Origin of the sequence: Rahnella sp. PD12R, assembly GCF_019200965.1 — a bacterium.
Lineage (GTDB): Bacteria > Pseudomonadota > Gammaproteobacteria > Enterobacterales > Enterobacteriaceae > Rahnella > Rahnella laticis.
Map to the genome: position 1 here is coordinate 204,289 of NZ_JAHTMS010000002.1, position 21,908 is coordinate 226,196.

Here is a 21,908-nt window from a genome sequence, read left to right on the forward strand (position 1 = left end):
ATTATTTGGTCATCTGACGGTCATCGATGTATTTGCGTTTATCCGGCGCTGGCGGGAAATACTGATACAGCCAGGTTTCCGACAACGCTTTCTGGCCGGAACGCAGGAACATGCGCAGTTCGACCGGCGCGACGGAATCGCTGTCCGGATACCAGTCGAACAGGATCCGGTAACCGTCGAACGGCTGCACATACAGAATTTCGATGTTCTTAATTTTACCCGCAGAGACGTTAATCACCGGCTCGATGCCTTTATCGGCGAAAGCTTTCAGCTCGCCGCCGGTGAAATCAATGGCGAAACGACGCGCCCAGACTTGCGGATAATTCTCGCCCGGTGCCCAGCCTTCCGGGAAACCGCCCATACCGGTGCGGGTCGCCAGTACGTTAGCCATCGGGCTGCGGTGCGGTGGCTCGCCACTCCAGTAAAGTTTGTAGCTGAAATTGAATTCAGAACCGGCCTTCACCGGGGTTTCCGGCTGCCAGAAGCAGACCACGTTATCGAGCGTTTCGCCGGTGGTCGGGATTTCCATCAGATTGACGGCCCCTTTCCCCCAGTTTCCGACCGGTTCCACCCACAGGCTCGGGCGTTTGTTATACCAGCCAATCACGTCCTGATAATTATTGAACTCGTGATCGAGCTGCAACAGGCCAAATCCTTTCGGATTGTTATCGCTGTAGGCATTAAATTGAAGACGCTGCGGGTTATTGAGCGGACGGCAAATCCATTCGCCGGTGCCGGTCCACATTTGCAGGCGGTCAGAGTCGTGGATCTGCGGATGAATCGTGTCGCAGCGCCCGCGTTCGTTGGTCCCGCAGCTGAACATGCTGGTCATCGGAGAAATGCCCAGCTGTTTGATGTCTTCGCGGGCGTGAAGATGGTTTTCAATCTCCATCACCACGCGGGTCGGTTCGCAGTGGATCAGGAATTTATAGGCACCGGTAATGCTCGGGCCATCCAGCAACGCGTAAACCGTAAAGGTGGTATCGCCCGGTTTGGGTGTATCAAACCAGAAAGCGGTGAAATCCGGGAACTCTTCCGGCTGGTCGGTGAAGGTATCCACCGCCACGCCTCGCGCTGACAGGCCGTACTGATACGTGTCGTCCACCGCACGGAAATAGCTGGCTCCGAGGAATGACACCACGTCGCGGCGCGTCAGTTCCGGGGCTTTGTTGACTTTGAAACCAGCGAAACCGAGATTCGAGAAGCCTTCCAGCTGTTTGGTATCAACACCGGCGTCGTGATAATTGAACAACTCCGGGCGGAAATGAATCTCGCGCGCGAGATGCTTCACCGGATCGACGGAGTACATGCGCACACGGCGGCGGAAACCCATGCCGACATGGAATAATTCGACGTCAAGCTGGCGGTCCGGCAGGCCATTCCACAGGGAATGCGCGTGATCGTACTGTATGGCGTTGTAAGCCTGTGGCGTTAATTCTGCCAGCGTCTTGGGTAAAGGAAGAGGCGCGCCGCCGTAGGGCTTATCCGCTAACTCTTTCGCCATCTTTTGCAGTGCGTTGAAATCAAATGGCAATTCGCCGCCGTCTGCCACATTCGCCTCTGCCGCCTCAGCGGAACGGGTGAACAGTGTGGACATTGCCGGCACACCACACCAGGCGGCGAATGCCATTGATGCTTTAATAAATGCTCTTCGTTCCATGCCAGAATCGTTTCCTGTACTGGGCAAAAATCTGGGAGCACCGCCTCACGACGTGGCCCCCGCGTATTCAAAAAATTTCGACCCTAAGGCTAACGTAAAATTCACAAGCCGAGTACAAGAAATTGAATGCATTCAGCTAATATTTTACTTGAAAAAGTAAGCACATCTGACAGCGTCATTCCCCGCCAGACAAGGGCTGCGCGTGATTTGGGCAACCGGTGTTCAAAGGGCGAGCACTGCCCCGTTTTAGGGCAGAAATTGTGCCTGATTTTAGGAGCATTCTGTTACAGAAAGGTTATTTACCGGCCAATCTCTTTCCTACGAAAGTGACAACGTCACTCACACAACAGGATAAGCGAGGTGAAAATATGTCAATTTGCCGCAGCCGGGTAATCGGGTAAGTTAAAGAATGGTATTAATCATCTGAACCTTAATGGAATTTTATGCACCCACTGCTTCAGCACGATCTGGACACCCTGCCTGAAATCCTGCGGCAGGCCTGTGACACGGCGGTTTCTTTTCTCGAAACGCTGCCTGCGCGTTCCACCTGCCCGCCCGCCAGCGCGCAAAATCTGCAAGACGGAGACGACCGGTTGCCGGAAAGCGGTATCGGCGCACAGGCCGCGCTGGAACATTTCTGGAACCGGTACGCCAGCGGAATGTCCGCCAGCGCCGGTCCGCGCTATTTCGGTTTCGTGACCGGCGGCGGCACGCCCGCGTCTCTGGCCGCCGACTGGCTGGTCAGCACCGTCGATCAAAACACTCAGCTGAATTTTGATTCGGTTTCGGCCGCCATCGAACTGGCCACTATTGATCAGCTCAAACAGTTATTCGGCCTGCCGGATGCGCTGTGCGGCACGTTTGTCAGCGGCGCGACCATGGCGAATTTTGTCAGTATGGCGATTGCCCGCCAGTGGCTGGGGCAGCAGTGCGGCGTGGATATCGCGCAACAAGGGCTGGCGGCGCTGGGGCCGATCCGCGTGCTTTCCGCCGCCGCGCATTCGAGCAGCGTAAAAGCACTGAGCATGTTAGGCATCGGGCGCGACGCGCTGGTGACGGTGGCAACACTGCCCGGCAGCGAAGCGATTGATCCGGCGGCGCTGGAAGACATTCTGGCAGCCGACCCTGACCGCCCGACGATGGTGCTCGCCAGCGCCGGAACGGTGAATACGGTCGCGTTTGATGATTTGCCCGCCCTGCTGCGGCTGCGTGAAAAATACGGTTTCTGGCTGCACGTTGACGCCGCGTTTGGCGGTGTGGCGGCGGCCTCGAAACGTTATGCCCCGCTTCTGGCCGGTTGGGAAGACGCCGATTCGATTACGGTCGATGCCCATAAATGGCTGAACGTGCCGTATGACAGCGCGGTTCAGTTTACTCAGGAGCGTCATCTGGCCTTGCAGGTTCAGGTTTTCCAGAACCATTCGGCGTATCTCGTTCTGCCCAGCGTGCGTCCGGACAATTACCTGCATCTGACGCCGGAAAACTCACGGCGTTTTCGTGCGTTGCCGGTGTGGATGGCGCTGAAAGCCTATGGCCGCGACGGGCTGGCGGAAGTGGTGGAGCGCAACGTCGGGCTGGCGCATTTGCTGGGCGAGAAACTTGCCGCGACGCCGGGCTTTACGCTGCTCGCACCGGTTAATCTCAACGTGGTGTGTTTTGCGCTGGAAGGTGCCGACGGCACGCCGGAAGCGCTGGCGAAGCGCAACCGGTTCCAGCAACGGCTGGATAACGCGGGTGTGGTGCGCTGTACGTCAACCTCGCTGAACGGCAAGCCGGGCATACGCGCCGCGCTGGTGAACTGGATGACGGAAGAAGCGGATATTGAGCTGGCTGTGAATTCCATGAAAGCCTGCTACCCGGAGATCTGATCCGCAGTACTTTTCAGGTTGTCCCGGGTCAGGTCAGTAGCGAAAACGCCGCCTTGCGATATTGCAGCGGCGTTTTACCTATCATCTTTTTGAACCGCGTAATGAAATACGGCGCGTCAGAAAACCCGCATTGCAGGCCGATGGCCTCGATGGAACGATCAGTTGAACGCAGCAGTTCGCAGGCGCGTTTCACCCGCCGCGTCGCCAGATAATCCTGAATGGAGCCCCCGGTTTCCTCACCAAACACCCGCGAAATATAACTTTCCGATAAGCCAATCGCCGCCGACAGTTCCGCCAGCGAGAATTTCTGCACGTAGTTTTCTTCAATCCACTGCATCACTTTTGACGCCGTGGTGCGGCTGACCGTTTTCGGTAACGCATCTTCCGCAGGCATAAACGCCATCAGCTGCAAAACCAGCATGGCGATCTCTTCCCACTGGTGCTGGCGGCTTTCCGGCAGACGGTGGAACTGTTCGAGGATCACTTCGATATGGCTGGCGTGTTCGGTGAGGTCATAAATGTGCGCGGCGCGGTCGGCGTCCCACAAACTGGCGAACCTCGCCCGCCGCTGCGGGAAGGATTGCAGGCAGCCGTCGAGCAGAACGTGGTCGAGATGCATAGTGGTGCGTAAATAGGCATTTTTCGCATCGGCTTCCACAAATACCTTGTGCAGTTTGAAAGGCGGGAAAACAAATAACCGCCCCGGCCGCAACGTGTATTGCTGGTTATCGACAATGACGATGCCGTAACCCTGGCTGACAAAGAGTAATTCCAGACACTGGTGCCAGTGAAAATAATTGGCGCTGCCGCGGTTCATCCGGTTAAAAGAAACCTGACGATCGGTAAGGGCAATACGTTCAAGATAATCGGATGCCGCCATTGCGGGGTTCCTTGCGTTATTTAACACCGGATTTTTGCCGGGACAACAAAACACAATTTTTCGTCTGCTTTTTATAATTTAAGCCGTTTTACCGCCAGTTTAATAATCACAATTTCAAAAATCGCCGCATTCTGTGAAGCACGTAACAATCAGAGATCGCCAGTTCTCTATATTTCACTCGCGACACAGAGAACTGAAATAATATTTCAAATTAATAAACCCTTATTTTCTGGTACCCATCATGTCACCGGGAGTCCCTTTATGACGCTGAAAAAAATAAATACCAGCAATCCGCTGCGTACCCGCGACGATGTACAACATCTTCTAAACGATCTGCTGGCCGCCGTTTCGCCCTACACCGAAGAAGGCAAAAGTGGAATCGACCTCGGCAATACCACCACGCATTACGGTAAAGAGATTGCCAAAATGGAAGCGCTGTCACGCATGCTGTGGGGGATTTTCCCGCTGCTCGCCGGTGGCGGTGAATGCCCGGATTTGCCGTTTTACATGAATGCGATCCGGTTCGGTACCGATCCGCAGCACCCGCAATACTGGGGAAAAATCCGCGATTTCGATCAGCGTTGCGTAGAAATGGCAGCGTTTGGCGTCGGGCTGACCCTGCTGGATAAACGTCTTCTGAGCCATTTTTCGGTGCAGGAACAGCAAAATCTGGCTGACTGGCTGAATCAGGGACGCGACGCCGTGATCCCCAATAACAACTGGAATTTCTTCCCGATCATGGTGCAGATGGGCTTCAAACATGCCGGAATGCCGTGGGATCAATCCGCCGTGGCCGCACGCTTTGCGCTGATGGAAACCTATTACCTCGGTGACGGCTGGTATTCCGACGGACCGGGGCGCCCGCGTGATTACTATATTTCGATGGCCTTTCATTATTACGGGCTGATTTACGCACAGAATATGGCCGACGTGGATGCCCCGCGCGCCGCCGTGCTCAGGGAACGCGCGCAGCAATTTGCGCAGGATTTCATCACGATGTTCTCCGCCAGCGGTGCCGCCGTACCGTTTGGCCGCAGCCTGACTTACCGCTTTGCCGAAGCCGCGTTCTGGAGCGCTGCCGCCTACAGCAAACTGGACGTGTTCACGCCGGGCATCGTGAAAGGGGTGATTTTGCGCCATCTGAGGCACTGGCTGAAAGAGCCGATTTTCGACCGCGACGGCGTACTCAGCATTGGCTATCACGCGCCGAATCTGGCGATGGCCGAAGACTACAACGCACCGGGCTCCCCTTACTGGGCGTGCAAACTGTTTCTGGTGCTGGCGCTGCCGCACGACGACGCCTTCTGGCAGGCAGAAGAAGCGCCGCTGCCCGATATTCCTGCCACACACTGCATTGCGCACGCCAGCCAGATCCTGACGCGCGACGCACAGGGCCAGCACGTGGTGATGCTCACGTCCGGGCAAATCGAGCTGAATAACTTCGTCAATACCGAAGCCAAATACACCAAATTCGCCTATTCCAGCCAGTTCGGTTTTACGATTGACCGTGGCCGCTACGGGCTGAATCACGCCGGATGCGATTCCCTGCTGATGTTCTCGGAAGACGACGGTTATTACCGCGGACGCCGCGACTGCGCAGAAACGCGCATCACGGAATCGATGATTTATTCCCGCTGGCTGCCGTGGCACGACGTCACTGTGCGCACCTGGCTGATCCCCTGCGGCGACTGGCATCTGCGCGTTCACCATGTCGAAAACCGGCGGCCACTGACCTCCGCGGAAGGCGGTTTCGCGGTGATTCAGGAACCGGCGACGCGCACAGAGATGACGGCGGACACACGTGCCGTCACCGTCAGCGCACGCAACGGCATCAGCCGGATTGTGTGTCTCGAAGAAGCCACATCGCGCAACGCCGCCACCGTCATCACCCCGCCGAACAGCAGCATTATGTTTGCCGAAACCGCCGCGATCCCGGTGCTGACCGGCGCACTTCCCGCCGGTCAGCACTGGCTGATCACCGCCGTTTGCGCCTCCGCCACGCAGGATATCTGCACGCAAGGTGTGCCGGAAGTGATCCGCGAGGGGCAGCAATTACGCTGGCACTATCAGGGGCACAGTGGGCAAATCACGTTGCGTTAAGAGCCGCCGTCAGGGCTGCCAGAACAGTCTTCAGGAGTCATTATGAAAGCAATAAAAACCGCCAGTAAACCGGCGTATTACAAAATGAGTGGCTTTATATTTCTCTACTTTTTCACCTGGTCTTCCAGCTTCGGGCTTTACGCCTTGTGGCTCGGCCAGAAAGCCGGGCTGGACAGCGTCACCATCGGCACGGTCTTTGCGGTCAACGGCGTATTCGCGGTGATCATGAAACCTGTCTACGGCTACATCATGGATAAGATCGGCATGAGCAAATCCCTGCTCTATTTTGTTGTGCTGGTCTCGGCCCTGATGGCGCCCTTCTTCATCTTCGTGTATCAGCCGCTGCTCGACAGCCATCTGATGACCGGGATTATCGTCGGCGCACTGTATCTGAGCCTGGGCTGGTACGCCGGTGTGGCGGCGTCGGAATCTTATGCCGACCGCTTCAGCCGCCTGTATCACATGGAATTCGGCCAGGTGCGGATGTGGGGCTCGCTTGGCTGGGCGCTGGCCGCGTCGTTTTCCGGCGTGTTGTTTAACCTGTCTCCGGCCTGGAACTTTGGCCTGAGCAGCGCGACGTCACTGGTGATGCTGGCAGTCCTGCTGTCACTGAAAATTGGTGATGAAGAACTCAAAGACAATGATGTGATTTCTCAGCAGAAAATCATGTTCAGCGATGTGATTTTGCTGCTAAAAAACCGCAAGTTCTGGATGTTCTCGCTGTATGTCGCCGGTGTCGCGTGGATGATGTTTGTCGCCGAACAACAGTTCTCGCGCTACTTCGTCACCTTCTTCGATACCAAAGAGCAAGGCAACGCGTGGTACGGCTATCTGAGCACCGTGCAGTCCGGTCTTGAGTTTCTGATGATGATGGTGATCCCGTTCCTGGTGAACTATTTCGGGGCCAAAAAGAGCCTGCTGCTGGTCGGCGCTCTGGTCGGGCTGCGCCTGATTGCGTCCGGGCTGACCAGCGATCCGCTGCTGATTTCCATTATCAAACCTTTCTACGGGCTGGAAATCGCGCTGCTGCTGGTGTCGGTTTTCAAATACATCGCCGAACATTTCAGCAAACGCGTGAACGCCACCATGTACCTGCTCGGCTACCAGGCGATGATTTACGTCGGTTCCATCGTCGTCGCCCCGCCTGCCGGATATTTCTACGACCGCATCGGATTTGAACACACTTATCTGTTTATGGGCGGTATTGCGCTGTGCTTTACGCTGATTTCCGCCTTTACGTTATCCGCCTGCCAGAGCCTGCGTCACGGCTCACCGGCCCCCGCTGAAACTCCTGAACACAGACCTGAACTGGCACCGTTAAAACGCTGAACACGTTAAAAAGGAAGAACTGATGACACTGAACATCGCTAATGAAAAGTTACGCCCTGTAGAACTTAACCAGCTGGACCGGATTGCCTTCGCGCAAAAAATGCAGCGCGCCCGCGAGACTGTGCTGAGCAAAATCTCGCGCAATCTGGATAAATTCGGCGATAAATTCCCGGCGGAAAACTGCGAGAAAGGCCATTATCCGCTGACCGACAATGTGGAATGGACCACCAGTTTCTGGACCGGACAGCTGTGGCTGGCGTGGGAAATGACCGGCGATGACCGTTATCGTGCGGCGGCCGAAAAACAGGTGACGTCTTTTGGCAACCGTATCGCCAACCGGATGGATACCGCGACACACGATCTCGGTTTTCTTTACAGCCTGTCGTGCGTGAGCGCTTTTAAGCTGACCGGTAACCGTCAGGCGCGCGGTTTTGCGCTGCTGGCAGCCGAAGCGCTGATGGAGCGTTTCAACACAAAAGCCAAAATCATTCAGGCCTGGGGTGATTTGAACGATCCGGAACAGGCCGGGCGCATGATTATTGACTGCAATATGAATCTGCCGCTGCTGTACTGGGCCAGTGAACAAACCGGGGAACCGCGCTTTGCCGACGCCGCGCGGGCACATGCGGAACAGGCGGCGAAATATATCGTTCGCCCGGATGCCTCGACGTATCACACGTTTTATATGGACACGGTGACCGGCGAGCCGCGTTTCGGCAATACGCATCAGGGTTATTCCGACGATTCCTGCTGGTCGCGCGGTCAGGCTTGGGGAATTTACGGATTCCTGCTCAGCTACCGTTACACCGGCGATGCGGAGCAGGTCGAGCTGTCACGCCGTCTGGCGCATTATTTTCTCAATCGTTTACCGGAAGACGATGTGTGTCACTGGGATCTGGCGCTGCTGGGCACCGGTGCGGTCCGCGACAGTTCAGCGGCGGCGATTGCGGTTTGCGGATTGCTGGAACTGGCCATCACCCTGCCCGCCACCGACGATAAGCGCGCTTATTATGAAGAGATGGCGCTGCGCATCATGGATTCGCTGACAGAGCGTTATCTGGCGGTGGATCAGGAAGATTGTGACGGATTGCTTAAGCATTCTGTCTATCACATGGGCAGCGGGAAAGGCGTGGATGAATGTTGCAGCTGGGGAGATTACTTTTACGTTGAGGCGCTGACACGCCTGACGCAGTGCTGGCAATCCTACTGGTGAGTTTTCAGACGCGGCGTTTACACGCTGCGTCTGGTTTTATTGCCATTTTTCATTCGTGAATTATTTTAAAGGATAATGAAGCTCATCATTTTACTGCGAACAGTTCCCTCGTGTTACGGTAACACGCCGTGAAACAAGCACTTCTTGTATGTCATTACATCCATTAGGAATAGTCTTAATTTTACTGATTCTTTTGATCAGTATCAAAGTTAAACGTGACATAAACCAAATTAATCTAAGCACCTGCCCCCGTGAGCCCTCAAAAAATAAGGCTTCCACGCTGACGTTTTTCATGCAAAAAGTAGGTTCAGCACGCTGTATTAAGAATATGTGCTGACCCTATCGCGTCCAATCATTATGCAGAACAAGGACGTCCTATGAGGACTTACTATGCAAACGATAATCTTGGATCCATGCCGGTATACCCGACTCGGCCTGCAACAATTTCTCACCAGCGAACGGGAGATCACTGACGTTGATCGCTTCGATCAGCTTCAGGCGGGATGTGCAAAACTCAATCCCTCCGTGGTATTCATTAATGAGGATTGCATGTCTTCGCATCCGGACAGCAAAGAACGTCTGGGCGCACTGATCACCGAATACCCTGACACGTTGTTTTTTATCTTTATGTCACGCACGCGTATTCATTTTGAAGAATATATTTTCGTTCGTAAGAACGTCATTATCACCTCGAAATCCATTAAGGCGGAAACGCTCAAGCAACTGTTAAATCACCCGTCACTGCCTCAGGCGCAAAACCCGGCCAGCTGTGCCGTGCTGGATATCCGGCCGGTTATGCTCAGCCGCTCTGAATCTGCGATGCTGAAAATGTGGATGTCAGGCGACGGGACTATTGAAATATCCGATAAACTACAAATCAAAACCAAAACGGTGTCTTCATACAAAGGAAATATTAAGAGGAAGATTAAATCACCGAACAAACACATTATTTATCACGTCGTCCGTTTGTGCGACCAGCTTAATAACGGCATCTACGCGATTTGATATTCCCACCTCTGGTTTTCGCTACAGGCTGAGCGCGCGCTTCGCCTGTAGCGCCCCACTTAAACCCTGAAATGCGATCCAGCTCTCATATATAAATTGAATCCCTGCGGCGAAATGCCGATGTCCTTTATATGGCGTTTTCTTTTCGTCACGGCCGGACTTGCCCCGCTGGCAATGCCTTTATCGCTGTTTATCACCGCCGGGAACAGGCGGTATGCAGGATCAATTGAGCGGAACAAAATAAAATGGATACTCCTACATTCTCTACAACGCGCACCTCTTTTATCAGTAATATCCGACTTATCACCCTGATCAGCCTGATTCTCACCGGGATCCTCTTTCTGTTCGCCCTGTCCATCGGGTCATCCAGTTTTTTCTTAAAGCAGAGTAATGCGGCGCTGGCGAATGCCACGCAGGAATTGCAAATCCGTCTGGCGCTGTCGAACAGTTCGAACCATTTACGCACCGCACGTCTGTTACTGATTCAGGCAGCAGCCGCGGCGCGGATCGGCGATCAGGACGTCTTCAAACAAAACCTGACTGATGCAGCCAGCCGGATTAAACAATCGCAGTCGAGTTTTGACAGTTATATCAACCGCCCGAATAAGACAGACAAAGATCTGGCGCTGGATGAACCGCTGAAAAAAGCCTACACCGCCTATCTGACCAAAGGCATGGCGCCGATGCTGGAATCCGCGCGGCAGGCGCATTTCGAAGAAGTGATTTCACAGGAAGCGGAGACCGTACGCGGGCTGGATCTGGCCAACAACGTCCCGCTGCTGGCGGCGATTGCGTACCGCACCGACACGGCTAATGCGATTAATGACAAGGCGCAGCGCAATGCGGTGCTCGGCTATATGCTGATGGGCGGCGGGTTTGTGATTGCGCTGGTACTGACGCTCATCACTTATCTGGTGATGCGCAAAGTCATCATCAACCCGCTGAACAGACTGGTGACGCGTATTCAGAAAATCTCTGAAGGCGACCTGACCCAACCGGCAGAAAGTCATGGCCGCAATGAAATTGGCGTGCTGAGCAGCAATGTCGAGCAGATGCAAAGCTCGCTGTCTTCAACGGTCAGAACCGTGCGCGAAGGCGCGGTATCGATTTATCAGGGTTCGACAGAAATTGCGTCGGGCAATACCGATCTTTCTTCCCGCACCGAACAGCAGGCCGCCGCGCTGGAAGAAACCGCTGCCAGCATGGAACAGCTGACCGCAACGGTGAAACAGAACTCCGAGAACGCCCATCACGCCAGCAAACTCGCGGCAGATGCCTCGAACAAAGCGCAGAAAGGCGGCGATATCGTGGCGGACGTGGTGACGACTATGGATAAAATTTCGCGCAGCTCGTCTAAAATCGCTGAAATTACCAACGTCATCAACAGCATTGCGTTCCAGACCAACATTCTGGCGCTTAACGCCGCCGTCGAAGCCGCCCGTGCCGGCGAACAGGGCCGCGGTTTTGCCGTCGTCGCCAGCGAAGTGCGCAATCTCGCGCAACGCAGCGCACAGGCCGCCAAAGAAATCGAAGTGCTGATTGAAGAATCGGTAGATTACGTCGGTGAAGGCTGCATTCTGGTGGGCGACGCCGGGGATACGATGTCGGAAATTGTGACCGCCGTCAGCCATGTGACCGACATTATGGGCGAAATCGCCTCGGCGTCTGATGAACAAAGCCGCGGGATCAGCCAGGTAAGTCAGGCAGTTTCAGAAATGGACGGCGTGACCCAGCAGAACGCCTCGCTGGTGCAGGAAGCCTCGGCAGCCGCTGCGTCACTGGAAGAACAGGCGGCGCGCCTGACCCAGGCTGTCGCCGTGTTCCGTCTCGATGCGCATACGCAGAGTTCATCTGCAAAGCGCCAGCCACCCGCGCGCGCGCTCACATCCCCTTCTGCCCGCGCGTCGAAAAACGTGAACGAAGAGCCAAACTGGGAAACGTTCTGATGGGTCATCACACCGGTTAACCCGGTTTAAAGACAAAAAAATACCGGTGCATTGGCTACCGGTATTTTTTTATTCAGAATTTGTGCTGATGCGCGATTTACTCAGTGCCTTCGCGCGGTTCGACGAACGTGCCGTCTTTGGTATCGCCTTCATTGAAGAACCATATGCCTGCCGGATAATCTTCCAGCGACACCAGATACATGACGCCTTCGTAAAATTCCTCTACGGCTAACACTTTACCTTCGCGACGCGGGCCGCCGTCGGTTTTCACTGTCACAAGATCATTAACTTTCATCAGGTTATCCCATGGTTTTCAATTATCTTTATTGTAGTACAGACCGCCCCACAAAGGCACCGCGCAAGCAGAAAGTCGGGCTGAAAATGAGAAAATGACCCTGCGTTACTAATTTGCATTTCCTTAACATTTTGATGCCAGAATCCTGACTTTCATTTCTTCTATACTGCCTGCGTGCTCACCCCCGAGGGAGTACATAATGAATGTCATAAGAAATATTTTTTGCCCGCCTCTATGCGGGCATTTTTTTGCCTGCAATTCAGGGAGTTTTATCGAAGAAAGGGATGATACGGGGAGCTTAGGCGGGATTCTGAACGGATATTCGCAAACTGTCGCTATTCACAAACAACCGATCACAAACAACAGACGTAAAAAAACCCGCGCATGCGGGTTTTTGTCATCTTTGCAATTATCGCTGAAACAGCGAGAAAGCAAGATTAGATAGCGGTAACGTTAGCCGCAGACGGACCTTTAGCACCGTTCTCGATAGTGAACTGTACGTTCTGGCCTTCAGCCAGGGTCTTGAAACCTTGATCCTGGATAGCGGAGAAGTGTACGAACACATCTTTGCTGCCGTCAGCAGGAGTGATGAAGCCAAAGCCTTTAGACTCGTTAAACCACTTAACCTGACCTTTCATCATTGACATAGGAATTACCTTTTAAAAATAAATTTCGCCACCATGGGCATGTTATAGCCGGATTTCAGTCGTTACTTATGGAGGCACTAAGAAGGAAATTCGTCAGAGCAGGGTTATCATGGATAACGCTTTAAATTGGAACAACTTTACTCAGGATGTCGTGCATAAATAGGTCTGTACCACAGGCCGGTACGTATTTACTCATGACTGCCCTTTAATAGCAACTCTTTTTAATGCAATGCGCGAGTAAAGTCTAAAATTAGCCAGTTTATGTACCACATAGTACAATTCGCGTACAATTAACGGGCTATTTTTCAATAGGTTGAGAAGTTTCTGAGGCCAGAACCGCGCCACAGTGCGCGCAAAATTTAGCGTCAATTTCATGGCCGGAATGCAGACAAGTCTGACAAGAACGGGCGGCACGCCCTTTTTCCAACTCTTGTGACATATAAGCCGTTAAAATCCCGGTCGGTACGGCAATGATGGAATACCCCAGCAGGATAAGTACCGACGCCAGCATTCTGCCTATTGCCGTATGCGGCGTGATATCGCCATACCCCACCGTGGTCAGCGTCACTACCGCCCAGTAAACGGAGGCACCCAGCGAGGTAAATCCGTCCTTTCCGCCTTCAGCGGCAAACATCAGGCCGCCAAACAAACACAAGATAATCGCCACAAAGCCAAAAAAGATGCCCAGTTTGCGTTTTGCCCGCATCAGGCTGCGCCACAAAATCCCGGCGTCGCTCATATACCGCAGCAGTTTCAGCACACGCAGGACGCGTAAAATCCTCAGCAACCTTATCAGCACAATCAAATCCGTGGCGGTGCCAAAGGATGGGATCAGCCAGATGATGTACATCGGCAATATAGTCAGCAGATCGATAATGCCGAAAAAGCTCAGCGGATAACGCGTTTTGCGCGGGGATGAAAACACCCGCAGAACGTATTCCACGGTGAACAGCGCCGTAAAGGCGGCTTCGGCCAGACCGAACCGCCAGAGAATATCCGGCGTATTGGGGAATAAATCGGTGGCGCTGGATTCGAAGAACAAAATAAACACGCTGAGCAGCGACGCCACAATCCAGAACGTTTCCATCCGGCGGCCGCTGCGCGTGCGGTGCTCAAATAAAAGCGCGTAACATCTGCGCCGTGGGGAAGCCAGAAAACGAAAGTCCTGTGACATAGTCAGCACCCGCAATAAAGATATCCTGAAGAATAAACGCTTTTTGCCGCGCCGCCTATCGCAGCTGACGCCAAAAAAAACGCCGGTCACACAATGTCTTGTAAGACGTGGTGTAACCGGCGTTTGTTGAAATGTGATGTGCTGGCGGAATATTAATCCATCAGCTCAGAGACAGCATTGCGGACGTAAGCCGTAATCTGCGCGACGTCTTCTGCGTCAGCGCTGCCGCCGCCAATGGACCGCACCGTGCTCTCCAGATGGCCGATATCCTGCTCAACTTTCTTCGCAATCTGCACTTTCACAATGGTGTCAACTGACGAGATAAAAGCCCGCATCACGGCTTTCAGGGCGAAAATCTCACCGAAAGAGTCGTACGCAGGTTTGTCAGCAGCTGTTGGTTGAGCTGCCCGTGGTGGCAAGTTTTTCAGCCTGTCCACATGTTCAATCATCAGATCCATGTCTCTGATGAGTTCATCAAAACTCTTAGCCACTGGTTTTCCTTCGCCCGGCGAAAGGCAGCAGGATACCACCGCGCTTACAAGCCGAGAAGCCACAGAAATGCGTAAAGAGTAAATTTCGTCACAATGCGCCCGCCCTGCCGTTCGCAATGAACATCAGGAAAGGCGCATCAGGTCGCTATTTAATCAGATGGCTGATTATCCGGCGTTTTTCAATGAAGCCATGTCAACAACAAAGCGGTATTTCACGTCGCTTTTCAGCATACGTTCGTAAGCGCTATTGATGTCCTGCATGTCGATCATTTCAACATCACAAGAAATGTCATGTTCAGCACAGAAATCCAGCATTTCCTGAGTTTCTGCGATGCCGCCGATCAGAGAACCTGCAACGGTTTTGCGGCCCATAACCAGTTTTCCGCTGTGCAGCGCAGGTTCGATTGGCTCAATCAGGCCAACCAGAATATGCGTACCGTCGCGTTTCAGGGTATCCAGGTAAGGATTCAGGTCATGTGGATTCGGCACGGTATCAAGAATGAAATCAAAGTGGCTTTTCACCGCAGCCATTTGTTCTTCATCGGTAGACAGCACAACGTGGTCTGCGCCCAGACGGTACGCTTCCTGCTCTTTGCCTTTAGAACGCGTGAACAGGGTGACGTCTGCGCCCAGCGCTTTGGCAAATTTCAAACCCATGTGGCCCAGACCGCCCAGTCCCACGATCGCGACTTTATGGCCTTTACCGACTTTCCAGTGCATCAGCGGAGAGTACGTGGTGATACCGGCGCACAGCAGCGGTGCGGCAGATTTGATGTCCAGTTTTTCAGAAACGCGCAGAACGAATTTTTCTGAAACAACGATTTGTTCGGAATAACCGCCGTAGGTCATCATGTTGTCATGACGATCATGGCTGTTATAGGTCATGGTAGCGCCTTCTTCACAGTACTGTTCCAGGCTTTCCGCGCAGGATTCACAGTGCTGACAAGAATCGACCATACAGCCTACACCGACAGTATCACCGACTTTGAAGCCGGTCACTTTCGCGCCAACCTGCTTCACGCGACCGATAATTTCGTGCCCCGGAACCATCGGATAAATGCTTTGATGCCATTCATTACGTGCCTGATGGATATCTGAGTGGCAGACGCCGCAATACAGAATGTCGACAACAACGTCGGTATCACGCGGGTCACGGCGAACAAAATTATGAGGCGCAAGAGGCGCATCCGCTGAAAGTGCAGCGAAACCACGAACGTTAAGAGTCATTTTTATCTCCTGATAGGCTAACGGAATACAGCATGCCAGCAGAAACTGGCACCGCGAAAGTATGCCCCTTTACGATGACAGACAGGTATAACGATTCTCGCCATTACTTGCCTGAATCTGTTTTTTTCAGGATTTTTGGCGGATGTGAGGAGTGTTGCAAAGAGATGACAAAGAAAGGATAAACCGTGACGCCGCGAGAGTGCGGCGCCACGTTAACGTAAACTCAGATCAGGCCCGCGTCTTTCAGTTCGCTTTTCAGATACGCGTAATAGATAGGTGCAGCGACCACGCCGGGAATGCCAAATGCGGCTTCGAACACCAGCATCGCCAGCAACACTTCCCAGGATTTCGCCTTGATGCGGCCGCCGACAATCCGCGCATTCAGGAAGTATTCCACTTTATGAATAATGATGAGATACGCCAGCACCAGCGCCCCGACCCACAGTGACAGCGAAAGCCCGACGATAAAAATCAGCGTATTCGAAATCAGGTTCCCCACCACCGGCAGCAAACCACAGACAAACGTCACAACGACCAGCGTTTTCGCCAGCGGCAGATGAATACCAAACAGCGGCAAAATCCCGAACAGGAAAACGGCGGAAAGCACGGTATTAATCAGGGAAATCTGGAACTGCGCAAACACCACATTTCGGAAAGCGTCACTCAGTAAACGTACGCGCTGAAGCAGCTCTTTTTTCAGCGGCGCGTGATGCTCGCCCTGCGTGTGGTGCTGAAGTGAAATAATCGCGCCGAGGATCATCCCGATCAGCATGGTGACGAAAACGTGCGCGGCGTTCTTACCGAAGGTCTGAATCATCACGATATGTTCACGCAGCCATTGCAGGAAACTGCGCTGCAACTCTTCGATATTGGCCGGAAGGTAATGCAGGAGCACCGGCGACAAGCGGCTTTGTGCATCCGTCAGCAGCCGCGAAACCATCGCGTTAAACGCCACCGGGTTCTTCATGTCTTCCATCAGGAAATCGGCCAGTCCGGCGACAGCGATGGTCAGGAAACTCACCACCACCGTGCTGATAAACGCCACCACCACCCAGCGCGCCCGTTCGCCGCTGATAATTTTCTGAAAATACGGCGTCAGTCCGTTGACCAGTTCATACACCAAAAAACCGGCGATAAAACATGCCAGTAAATGAAGAGGAAGAACCAATAAAAGCCCGCCCATCACAATGAATACACTGAGCCAGCGAATCTGATTCGATCTCACAATTTGCATTGCCTGCATCCTTAATCCTTTGAGTACCGGTCATAACCCTGATGAATCACATCATAGCACCGAACTGGAAAGCACAATCCGCCACAAACTTAAACAGTTAACTAATTTTTGACAGTCCGGCAGGATCTTCTATTATCCCCGATGAACATTACATAAAGAAAATCTTAGAATCTGGTGAACAGTATGTCTGAATTACTCCGTGAAAAACTCGAACTTCCGAAAGGGCACGATAAATTATTGCTGCATTCCTGCTGTGCGCCGTGCTCGGGAGAAGTGATGGAAGCCATTCAGGCATCGGGGATCGACTACACGATTTTCTTCTACAATCCGAATATTCATCCGCAAAAAGAATATCTGCTGCGCAAGGAAGAAAATATGCGGTTTGCAGAGCAGCACGGCATTCCGTTTATCGATGCCGATTACGACACGGATAATTGGTTTGCGCGCGCGAAAGGCATGGAAAATGAACCTGAGCGCGGCGTGCGCTGCACAATGTGTTTCGATATGCGTTTCGAACGCACGGCGCTGTACGCCTGGGAACATGGTTTTAGCGCAATGACCAGCTGTCTGGGTATTTCACGCTGGAAAGACATGAAACAAATTACCGGCAGCGGCGAGCGCGCCGTCGCGCCTTATCCGGGCATGGTTTACTGGGATTACAACTGGCGAAAAAAAGGCGGTTCCTCGCGCATGATTGAAATCAGCAAGCGGGAACGCTTTTACCAGCAGGAATATTGCGGCTGCGTTTACTCCTTACGCGACAGCAACTTGCACCGAAAATCCCAGGGCCGCGGGCTGATCAAACTCGGCGTCAAATATTACGGTGATGAAGACGACGAATAACGCCGGTTTATTCCCCCTTCCCGCTTGCCCGTTTTCTGTCGTTTGTTTTCATTATACCCGGCCAAATCGCCGGGTTTATTACTCTGATATTCCCCGCCGCGACCCGTCAGATTCTCCGGAAATAAATCGCCAGCCAGTGGTTTATTTTGTCCGGTAACAAAGCCTCTGAATAATAGAATAATTTCCTATGACGCCCTTTTGTTTTGCATCTTGCGTTCACTGTTAACGCTTGTTACTTTCCGCCTCACGCATTTTTATGCTAATTAGCACTAATTTATTACACGCAGTAATTACCTGCGTATTTTTACCGCCGATATTCACCAAAAAAATAAAGCAAACACAACATTATTGAGGGACAAATCATGTGGGTTTTAATTGGCATTCCGATCGTCGTGCTGGGTTTTGCGCTGCGGTTCAATCCATTATTAGTGGTCACCGTGGCGGGTATTTCCACCGGACTGGCGGGCGGTATGCAAACCGTCGAGATTATCAGTGCTTTCGGAAAGGCGTTCACCGATAACCGTTATATGGGCCTGATCTGGCTGACATTGCCGGTCATCGCCCTGCTCGAACGCAGCGGGCTGAAAAAACAGGCCAGACACCTGATTTCCAAAGTGCATGCGGCGACCACCGGCCGCGTGCTGATGTTGTACTTTTTTCTGCGCCAGATGACCGCCGCTCTGGGGCTGAACTCTCTGGGCGGACACGCGCAGATGGTGCGTCCGCTGATTGCGCCGATGGCCGAAGCCGCCGCTACCACCAAATACGGCGATTTGCCTAACGACGTACGCCAGAAGATCCGCGCGCACGCTGCCGCTGCCGACAACGTCGCGGTATTTTTTGGCGAGGATATCTTTATCGCGGTGCAGTCCATTCTGCTGATTAAAGGTTTTCTGGATCAGTACGGCATTAACGTCGAACCTCTGCACCTTTCCGTGTGGGCGATCCCGACCGCCATTGCGGCGCTGATTATCCACTTTATCCGGCTCTGGCTGCTCGACCGTTCGCTGGCAAAACGCTTTGATACCCAACACGGGAGTGCCGCGAAATGATCACTTTGCAAACCGTGTACATCCTTGCCGGGCTGATGTTCTGCGCTTACGCCTTCTTTAACCTGCGCGATAAAAGCAATGCACGCCGTTATGTCAACGCGCTGTTCTGGGGCGTTTACGGCATCACTTTCCTGTTTGGCGGCGAGTTACCGCATTTCGTCACCGGCTGTATGGCCATTTTGCTGGCGGTCATTGCCGGAACCGGCAAGCTCGGCAAAGGTAAATCTGACAGCGAACAGCCGGAGCTGGTGGAAAAACGCGAAGCCGGTGCGAAGCGTTTCGGCAATAAGCTGTTTATCCCTGCCCTGCTCATTCCCATTGTGACGCTGATTGGCACGCTGACGCTGAAATATACGCCGCTGGTCGAAGCCAAAAACGTCACGCTGATTTCGCTGGTGATCGGCACGCTGGTGGCGTTTATTGTCGCGCTGGTGATGCTGCGTGATTCGCCGGTAAAAGCCATTAAAGCGGGCGGTCAGACGATGGATACCGTCGGCTGGGCAGCCATTCTGCCGCAGATGCTGGCCGCACTCGGCGCGCTGTTTGCGCTGGCAGGCGTCGGTGGCGTGGTGTCGGAGCTGGTCAAAAATATTATTCCGCTCGGCTCACCGCTGGCGATTGTCGTGGCGTATACCTTCGGCATGGCGTTGTTCACGATGATTATGGGCAATGGCTTTGCGGCGTTCCCGGTGATGACTGCCGGTATCGGCCTGCCGCTTATCGTCAATCAGCTCGGCGGCAACCCGGCCATTATGGGCGCCATCGGTATGCTTTCCGGCTTCTGCGGTACGCTGATGACGCCGATGGCGGCCAACTTCAATATCGTGCCTGCGGCGTTGCTCGAATTGCAGGATAAAAACGGCGTGATCAAGGCGCAGTGGAAAACCGGCGTGTTGCTGCTGCTGGTTAACACCGCGTTCATGTACCTGTTTGTGTTCCGCTTCTGATAAGGAAATGAGATGACGATGACAACCTCACTGACGCCGGAAATGGCGTCGCGCTTTGCCTCGCTGGCGCTGAATCATTTGACGCGTGAGTTTCCGAATAAACTGATGCACGCCATGAGCAGCGCGGCCGATGCGCAGTCGCCACGCCAGCTGCACCCGATTTTTTACGGCAGCTACGACTGGCATTCCTGCGTCCACGGCTACTGGCTGTTATTACGTTTGCTGGATCGCTTCCCGGATTTACCGGAAGCCGGTGCGATTATCGCCGTGGTCAGCGCGCATTTCACCGACGAGAACGTAGCCGGCGAGATGGCCTATCTGCGCCAGCCGCAGCACGCCGGATTTGAACGGCCTTACGGCTGGGCCTGGTTCCTGGCGCTGACGCAGCAGCTGCACGAAATGGCGTTGCCGCAGGCGGCGCAGTGGGCAAAAACGCTGGCACCGATGAGCCGGTTCTTTGAGAAAAGTTTTGCGGATTTCCTGCCGAAAGCCACCTATCCGCTGCGCGTCGGCAGCCACTTCAATACGGCCTTTGCGCTGGCACTGACGCTCGGTTACGCCCGCTGCGTGAAGCATCACAAACTGGCGGAACTGATTGAGGAAACGGCGCTGCGCTGGCATCTGGAAGATGTTCATTGTCAGGCGTGGGAACCGGGCGGCGATGAGTTTCTTTCGCCGTCGCTGATGGAAGCAGAACTGATGCGCCGCGTGTTACCGGACGATGCGTTTGTGACATGGTTCGGGCGTTTCCTGCCGGACTTAGCGCACAGCCAGCCTGCAACATTGTTCACCCCGGCCACGGTCACCGACCGCAGCGACGGGAAAATCGGCCATCTTGACGGGCTGAACCTCAGCCGCGCCTGGTGCCAGCGTTCCCTTGCAGCGGCATTACCGGCGGGCGATCCGCGTGCGGCGCTGCTGCGTCAGACTGCAGAAGCGCATCTGCACAGCGCGCTGGACCACCTCGACAGCACTTATATGGGTGAGCACTGGCTGGCGACGTTTGCGCTTTTAGCACTCGAAGCCTGACGCCTTCATTTCACCCGTTCAGCGAATAATACCGCGCGCTGAACGGGTGAAAAATTCATTGAAATGGCGAAGTAAGGGATATTCCTGACTGAGCCGTTCAATCTCCTGCTTCACCGCGTCGACCGCCGCCTGCTGGTGATACAGCAAATCGTACAAATGCCTGATCACCTTCTGCTGCATCACATCGCTGCCGTGAAATGCTGTCGCCTGTTCATGAATGCCTTTCGGCACGGCGCGGTTGCCATCGGCCAGTACGTAAGGCGGCACATCCTGCACCACGCAGGTACTTTGCAAAAGCCGTGCGCCCGCCCCCACAATACAGAACTGATGCACGGCGCACATGGCGTCGATCCGCGCTTCGTCGCTCAACGTAACATGCCCTGCCAGCCCGCTGTTTTCGCCGATAAACGTGTCGTTACCCACCTGACAGTCATGCCCGATATGCACGCCGCCGTCGAAAATATTCCGGTTACCAATTCGCGTGAAACCGCCGCCCTGCGCGGTGCCACGGTGGATTGTTGCGTGGCGGCCAATCCGGTTGTCGTCGCCGATTTCCAACCCGGCGGCTTCCCCGGCATATTTCAGATCCTGACTGACTTCCCCGATTGAAGATTCCATTCCTATCATATTGTTACGCCCGATGCGGGTGTTGCCGTTAATCACGACGTGGGAGGCAATTTGCGTCCCTTCACCGATGTGAACACCGGCGGAAATAAAGCAGAAAGGCCCGATAACCACCTGCGGGCCGATAACGACACCGGATTCAATGATACTGCTGGCCGCAATAGCGGCCGAAGATGAAATCAACGCGTACATCCTTCTGACAGCTGAGGCGCTACCAGTAGTGAATTAAGCCTGTCGGGATTAATCAGGGAGGGAAGGTCAAAATGAGCGGAGGAAACGCACCCAGAAAGGTTTAAACGAAGCGGTTATTTTTCAGCCACACACTTCGCCATGCCGCACAGCAT

At 53.9% G+C, this 21,908-nt stretch carries 19 protein-coding genes; 10 read left to right on the forward strand and 9 right to left on the reverse strand.

What is annotated here, in order from left to right; genetic code table 11:
- Nucleotide 1 precedes the first annotated feature (1 nt).
- Nucleotides 2-1,660, reverse strand: coding sequence for a glucan biosynthesis protein D (locus KWG64_RS04875; protein ID WP_195812505.1), 1,659 nt, complete (start codon nucleotides 1,658-1,660; stop codon nucleotides 2-4).
- Between the two features lie 443 nt (nucleotides 1,661-2,103).
- On the opposite strand from KWG64_RS04875, the gene KWG64_RS04880 reads away from it, so the two are divergent.
- Complete coding sequence (locus tag KWG64_RS04880; protein ID WP_218521114.1) at nucleotides 2,104-3,528, forward strand: pyridoxal-dependent decarboxylase; 1,425 nt, start codon at nucleotides 2,104-2,106, stop codon at nucleotides 3,526-3,528.
- A gap of 28 nt (nucleotides 3,529-3,556) precedes the next feature.
- Here the strand turns inward: KWG64_RS04880 and KWG64_RS04885 are convergent, their stop codons facing one another.
- Nucleotides 3,557-4,408, reverse strand: a complete 852-nt coding sequence (locus KWG64_RS04885; RefSeq protein ID WP_218521115.1) for an AraC family transcriptional regulator — start codon at nucleotides 4,406-4,408, stop codon at nucleotides 3,557-3,559.
- A gap of 261 nt (nucleotides 4,409-4,669) precedes the next feature.
- Between KWG64_RS04885 and KWG64_RS04890 the strand changes: the two genes are divergently transcribed.
- From KWG64_RS04890 to KWG64_RS04910, 5 genes are all read left to right on the forward strand, one after another.
- Complete coding sequence (locus KWG64_RS04890; RefSeq protein WP_218521116.1) at nucleotides 4,670-6,508, forward strand: DUF2264 domain-containing protein; 1,839 nt, start codon at nucleotides 4,670-4,672, stop codon at nucleotides 6,506-6,508.
- 42 nt (nucleotides 6,509-6,550) lie between these two features.
- On the forward strand, nucleotides 6,551-7,837 hold the full coding sequence (locus tag KWG64_RS04895) for an oligosaccharide MFS transporter (protein WP_218521117.1): 1,287 nt from the start codon (nucleotides 6,551-6,553) through the stop codon (nucleotides 7,835-7,837).
- Nucleotides 7,838-7,859: 22 nt separating this feature from the next.
- On the forward strand, nucleotides 7,860-9,050 hold the full coding sequence (locus tag KWG64_RS04900; protein WP_218521118.1) for a glycoside hydrolase family 88 protein: 1,191 nt from the start codon (nucleotides 7,860-7,862) through the stop codon (nucleotides 9,048-9,050).
- 390 nt (nucleotides 9,051-9,440) lie between these two features.
- On the forward strand, nucleotides 9,441-10,055 hold the full coding sequence (rcsA, locus tag KWG64_RS04905; protein ID WP_195812511.1) for a transcriptional regulator RcsA: 615 nt from the start codon (nucleotides 9,441-9,443) through the stop codon (nucleotides 10,053-10,055).
- A gap of 245 nt (nucleotides 10,056-10,300) precedes the next feature.
- Complete coding sequence (locus KWG64_RS04910) at nucleotides 10,301-12,001, forward strand: methyl-accepting chemotaxis protein (protein ID WP_218521119.1); 1,701 nt, start codon at nucleotides 10,301-10,303, stop codon at nucleotides 11,999-12,001.
- 97 nt (nucleotides 12,002-12,098) lie between these two features.
- On the opposite strand, the gene dsrB is transcribed toward KWG64_RS04910, so the two are convergent.
- The 6 genes from dsrB to KWG64_RS04940 form a co-directional block, all read right to left on the reverse strand.
- Nucleotides 12,099-12,296: a protein DsrB gene (gene dsrB, locus KWG64_RS04915; RefSeq protein WP_104921723.1), complete on the reverse strand. Its 198-nt coding sequence runs from the start codon at nucleotides 12,294-12,296 to the stop codon at nucleotides 12,099-12,101.
- 437 nt (nucleotides 12,297-12,733) lie between these two features.
- Nucleotides 12,734-12,943 carry a transcription antiterminator/RNA stability regulator CspE gene (cspE, locus tag KWG64_RS04920; RefSeq protein ID WP_013575246.1) on the reverse strand — a complete coding sequence of 70 codons (210 nt, stop codon included), beginning with the start codon at nucleotides 12,941-12,943 and terminating at the stop codon, nucleotides 12,734-12,736.
- A gap of 298 nt (nucleotides 12,944-13,241) precedes the next feature.
- Entirely contained in the window at nucleotides 13,242-14,117 is an 876-nt protein-coding gene (locus KWG64_RS04925) for an ion transporter (RefSeq protein ID WP_195812514.1), read from the reverse strand.
- 152 nt (nucleotides 14,118-14,269) lie between these two features.
- Nucleotides 14,270-14,608, reverse strand: coding sequence for a hypothetical protein (locus KWG64_RS04930; protein WP_152326032.1), 339 nt, complete (start codon nucleotides 14,606-14,608; stop codon nucleotides 14,270-14,272).
- A gap of 165 nt (nucleotides 14,609-14,773) precedes the next feature.
- The gene (locus KWG64_RS04935) at nucleotides 14,774-15,835 is read right to left on the reverse strand and encodes an NAD(P)-dependent alcohol dehydrogenase (protein ID WP_218521120.1); all 1,062 of its coding nucleotides are present in this window, start codon (nucleotides 15,833-15,835) and stop codon (nucleotides 14,774-14,776) included.
- Nucleotides 15,836-16,058: 223 nt separating this feature from the next.
- The gene (locus KWG64_RS04940; protein ID WP_195812515.1) at nucleotides 16,059-17,069 is read right to left on the reverse strand and encodes an AI-2E family transporter; all 1,011 of its coding nucleotides are present in this window, start codon (nucleotides 17,067-17,069) and stop codon (nucleotides 16,059-16,061) included.
- A gap of 183 nt (nucleotides 17,070-17,252) precedes the next feature.
- Here KWG64_RS04940 and KWG64_RS04945 point away from each other — a divergent pair, with 183 nt between their 5' ends.
- The 4 genes from KWG64_RS04945 to KWG64_RS04960 all read left to right on the forward strand — a co-directional run bounded on the left by KWG64_RS04945 (nucleotide 17,253) and on the right by KWG64_RS04960 (nucleotide 20,940).
- Complete coding sequence (locus KWG64_RS04945) at nucleotides 17,253-17,912, forward strand: epoxyqueuosine reductase QueH (RefSeq protein WP_152326029.1); 660 nt, start codon at nucleotides 17,253-17,255, stop codon at nucleotides 17,910-17,912.
- Between the two features lie 362 nt (nucleotides 17,913-18,274).
- On the forward strand, nucleotides 18,275-18,964 hold the full coding sequence (locus KWG64_RS04950; RefSeq protein ID WP_218521121.1) for a DUF969 domain-containing protein: 690 nt from the start codon (nucleotides 18,275-18,277) through the stop codon (nucleotides 18,962-18,964).
- A complete protein-coding gene (locus KWG64_RS04955; RefSeq protein ID WP_195812517.1) occupies nucleotides 18,961-19,911 on the forward strand; it encodes a DUF979 domain-containing protein in 951 nt (316 codons plus the stop codon). Before KWG64_RS04950 ends, KWG64_RS04955 begins: the two co-directional genes overlap by 4 nt.
- Nucleotides 19,912-19,923: 12 nt before the next feature.
- Complete coding sequence (locus tag KWG64_RS04960) at nucleotides 19,924-20,940, forward strand: DUF2891 domain-containing protein (RefSeq protein ID WP_218521122.1); 1,017 nt, start codon at nucleotides 19,924-19,926, stop codon at nucleotides 20,938-20,940.
- Nucleotides 20,941-20,958: 18 nt separating this feature from the next.
- On the opposite strand, the gene lpxA is transcribed toward KWG64_RS04960, so the two are convergent.
- Nucleotides 20,959-21,747, reverse strand: a complete 789-nt coding sequence (gene lpxA, locus KWG64_RS04965; RefSeq protein ID WP_255562088.1) for an acyl-ACP--UDP-N-acetylglucosamine O-acyltransferase — start codon at nucleotides 21,745-21,747, stop codon at nucleotides 20,959-20,961.
- Between the last annotated feature and the right edge of the window lie 161 nt (nucleotides 21,748-21,908).

What these genes read in the sequence shown, in the direction of transcription:
- KWG64_RS04960 (WP_218521122.1), top strand. Translation starts at nt 19,924, where the DNA reads ATGACGATGACAACCTCACTGACGCCGGAAATGGCGTCGCGCTTTGCC.
- KWG64_RS04900 (WP_218521118.1), top strand. Translation starts at nt 7,860, where the DNA reads ATGACACTGAACATCGCTAATGAAAAGTTACGCCCTGTAGAACTTAAC.
- KWG64_RS04940 (WP_195812515.1), bottom strand. Translation starts at nt 17,069, where the DNA reads ATGCAAATTGTGAGATCGAATCAGATTCGCTGGCTCAGTGTATTCATT.
- KWG64_RS04945 (WP_152326029.1), top strand. Translation starts at nt 17,253, where the DNA reads ATGTCTGAATTACTCCGTGAAAAACTCGAACTTCCGAAAGGGCACGAT.
- KWG64_RS04955 (WP_195812517.1), top strand. Translation starts at nt 18,961, where the DNA reads ATGATCACTTTGCAAACCGTGTACATCCTTGCCGGGCTGATGTTCTGC.
- KWG64_RS04875 (WP_195812505.1), bottom strand. Translation starts at nt 1,660, where the DNA reads ATGGAACGAAGAGCATTTATTAAAGCATCAATGGCATTCGCCGCCTGG.
- rcsA (WP_195812511.1), top strand. Translation starts at nt 9,441, where the DNA reads ATGCAAACGATAATCTTGGATCCATGCCGGTATACCCGACTCGGCCTG.
- KWG64_RS04880 (WP_218521114.1), top strand. Translation starts at nt 2,104, where the DNA reads ATGCACCCACTGCTTCAGCACGATCTGGACACCCTGCCTGAAATCCTG.
- KWG64_RS04935 (WP_218521120.1), bottom strand. Translation starts at nt 15,835, where the DNA reads ATGACTCTTAACGTTCGTGGTTTCGCTGCACTTTCAGCGGATGCGCCT.
- KWG64_RS04910 (WP_218521119.1), top strand. Translation starts at nt 10,301, where the DNA reads ATGGATACTCCTACATTCTCTACAACGCGCACCTCTTTTATCAGTAAT.
- KWG64_RS04925 (WP_195812514.1), bottom strand. Translation starts at nt 14,117, where the DNA reads ATGTCACAGGACTTTCGTTTTCTGGCTTCCCCACGGCGCAGATGTTAC.
- cspE (WP_013575246.1), bottom strand. Translation starts at nt 12,943, where the DNA reads ATGTCAATGATGAAAGGTCAGGTTAAGTGGTTTAACGAGTCTAAAGGC.
- KWG64_RS04890 (WP_218521116.1), top strand. Translation starts at nt 4,670, where the DNA reads ATGACGCTGAAAAAAATAAATACCAGCAATCCGCTGCGTACCCGCGAC.
- KWG64_RS04885 (WP_218521115.1), bottom strand. Translation starts at nt 4,408, where the DNA reads ATGGCGGCATCCGATTATCTTGAACGTATTGCCCTTACCGATCGTCAG.
- KWG64_RS04895 (WP_218521117.1), top strand. Translation starts at nt 6,551, where the DNA reads ATGAAAGCAATAAAAACCGCCAGTAAACCGGCGTATTACAAAATGAGT.
- KWG64_RS04950 (WP_218521121.1), top strand. Translation starts at nt 18,275, where the DNA reads ATGTGGGTTTTAATTGGCATTCCGATCGTCGTGCTGGGTTTTGCGCTG.
- dsrB (WP_104921723.1), bottom strand. Translation starts at nt 12,296, where the DNA reads ATGAAAGTTAATGATCTTGTGACAGTGAAAACCGACGGCGGCCCGCGT.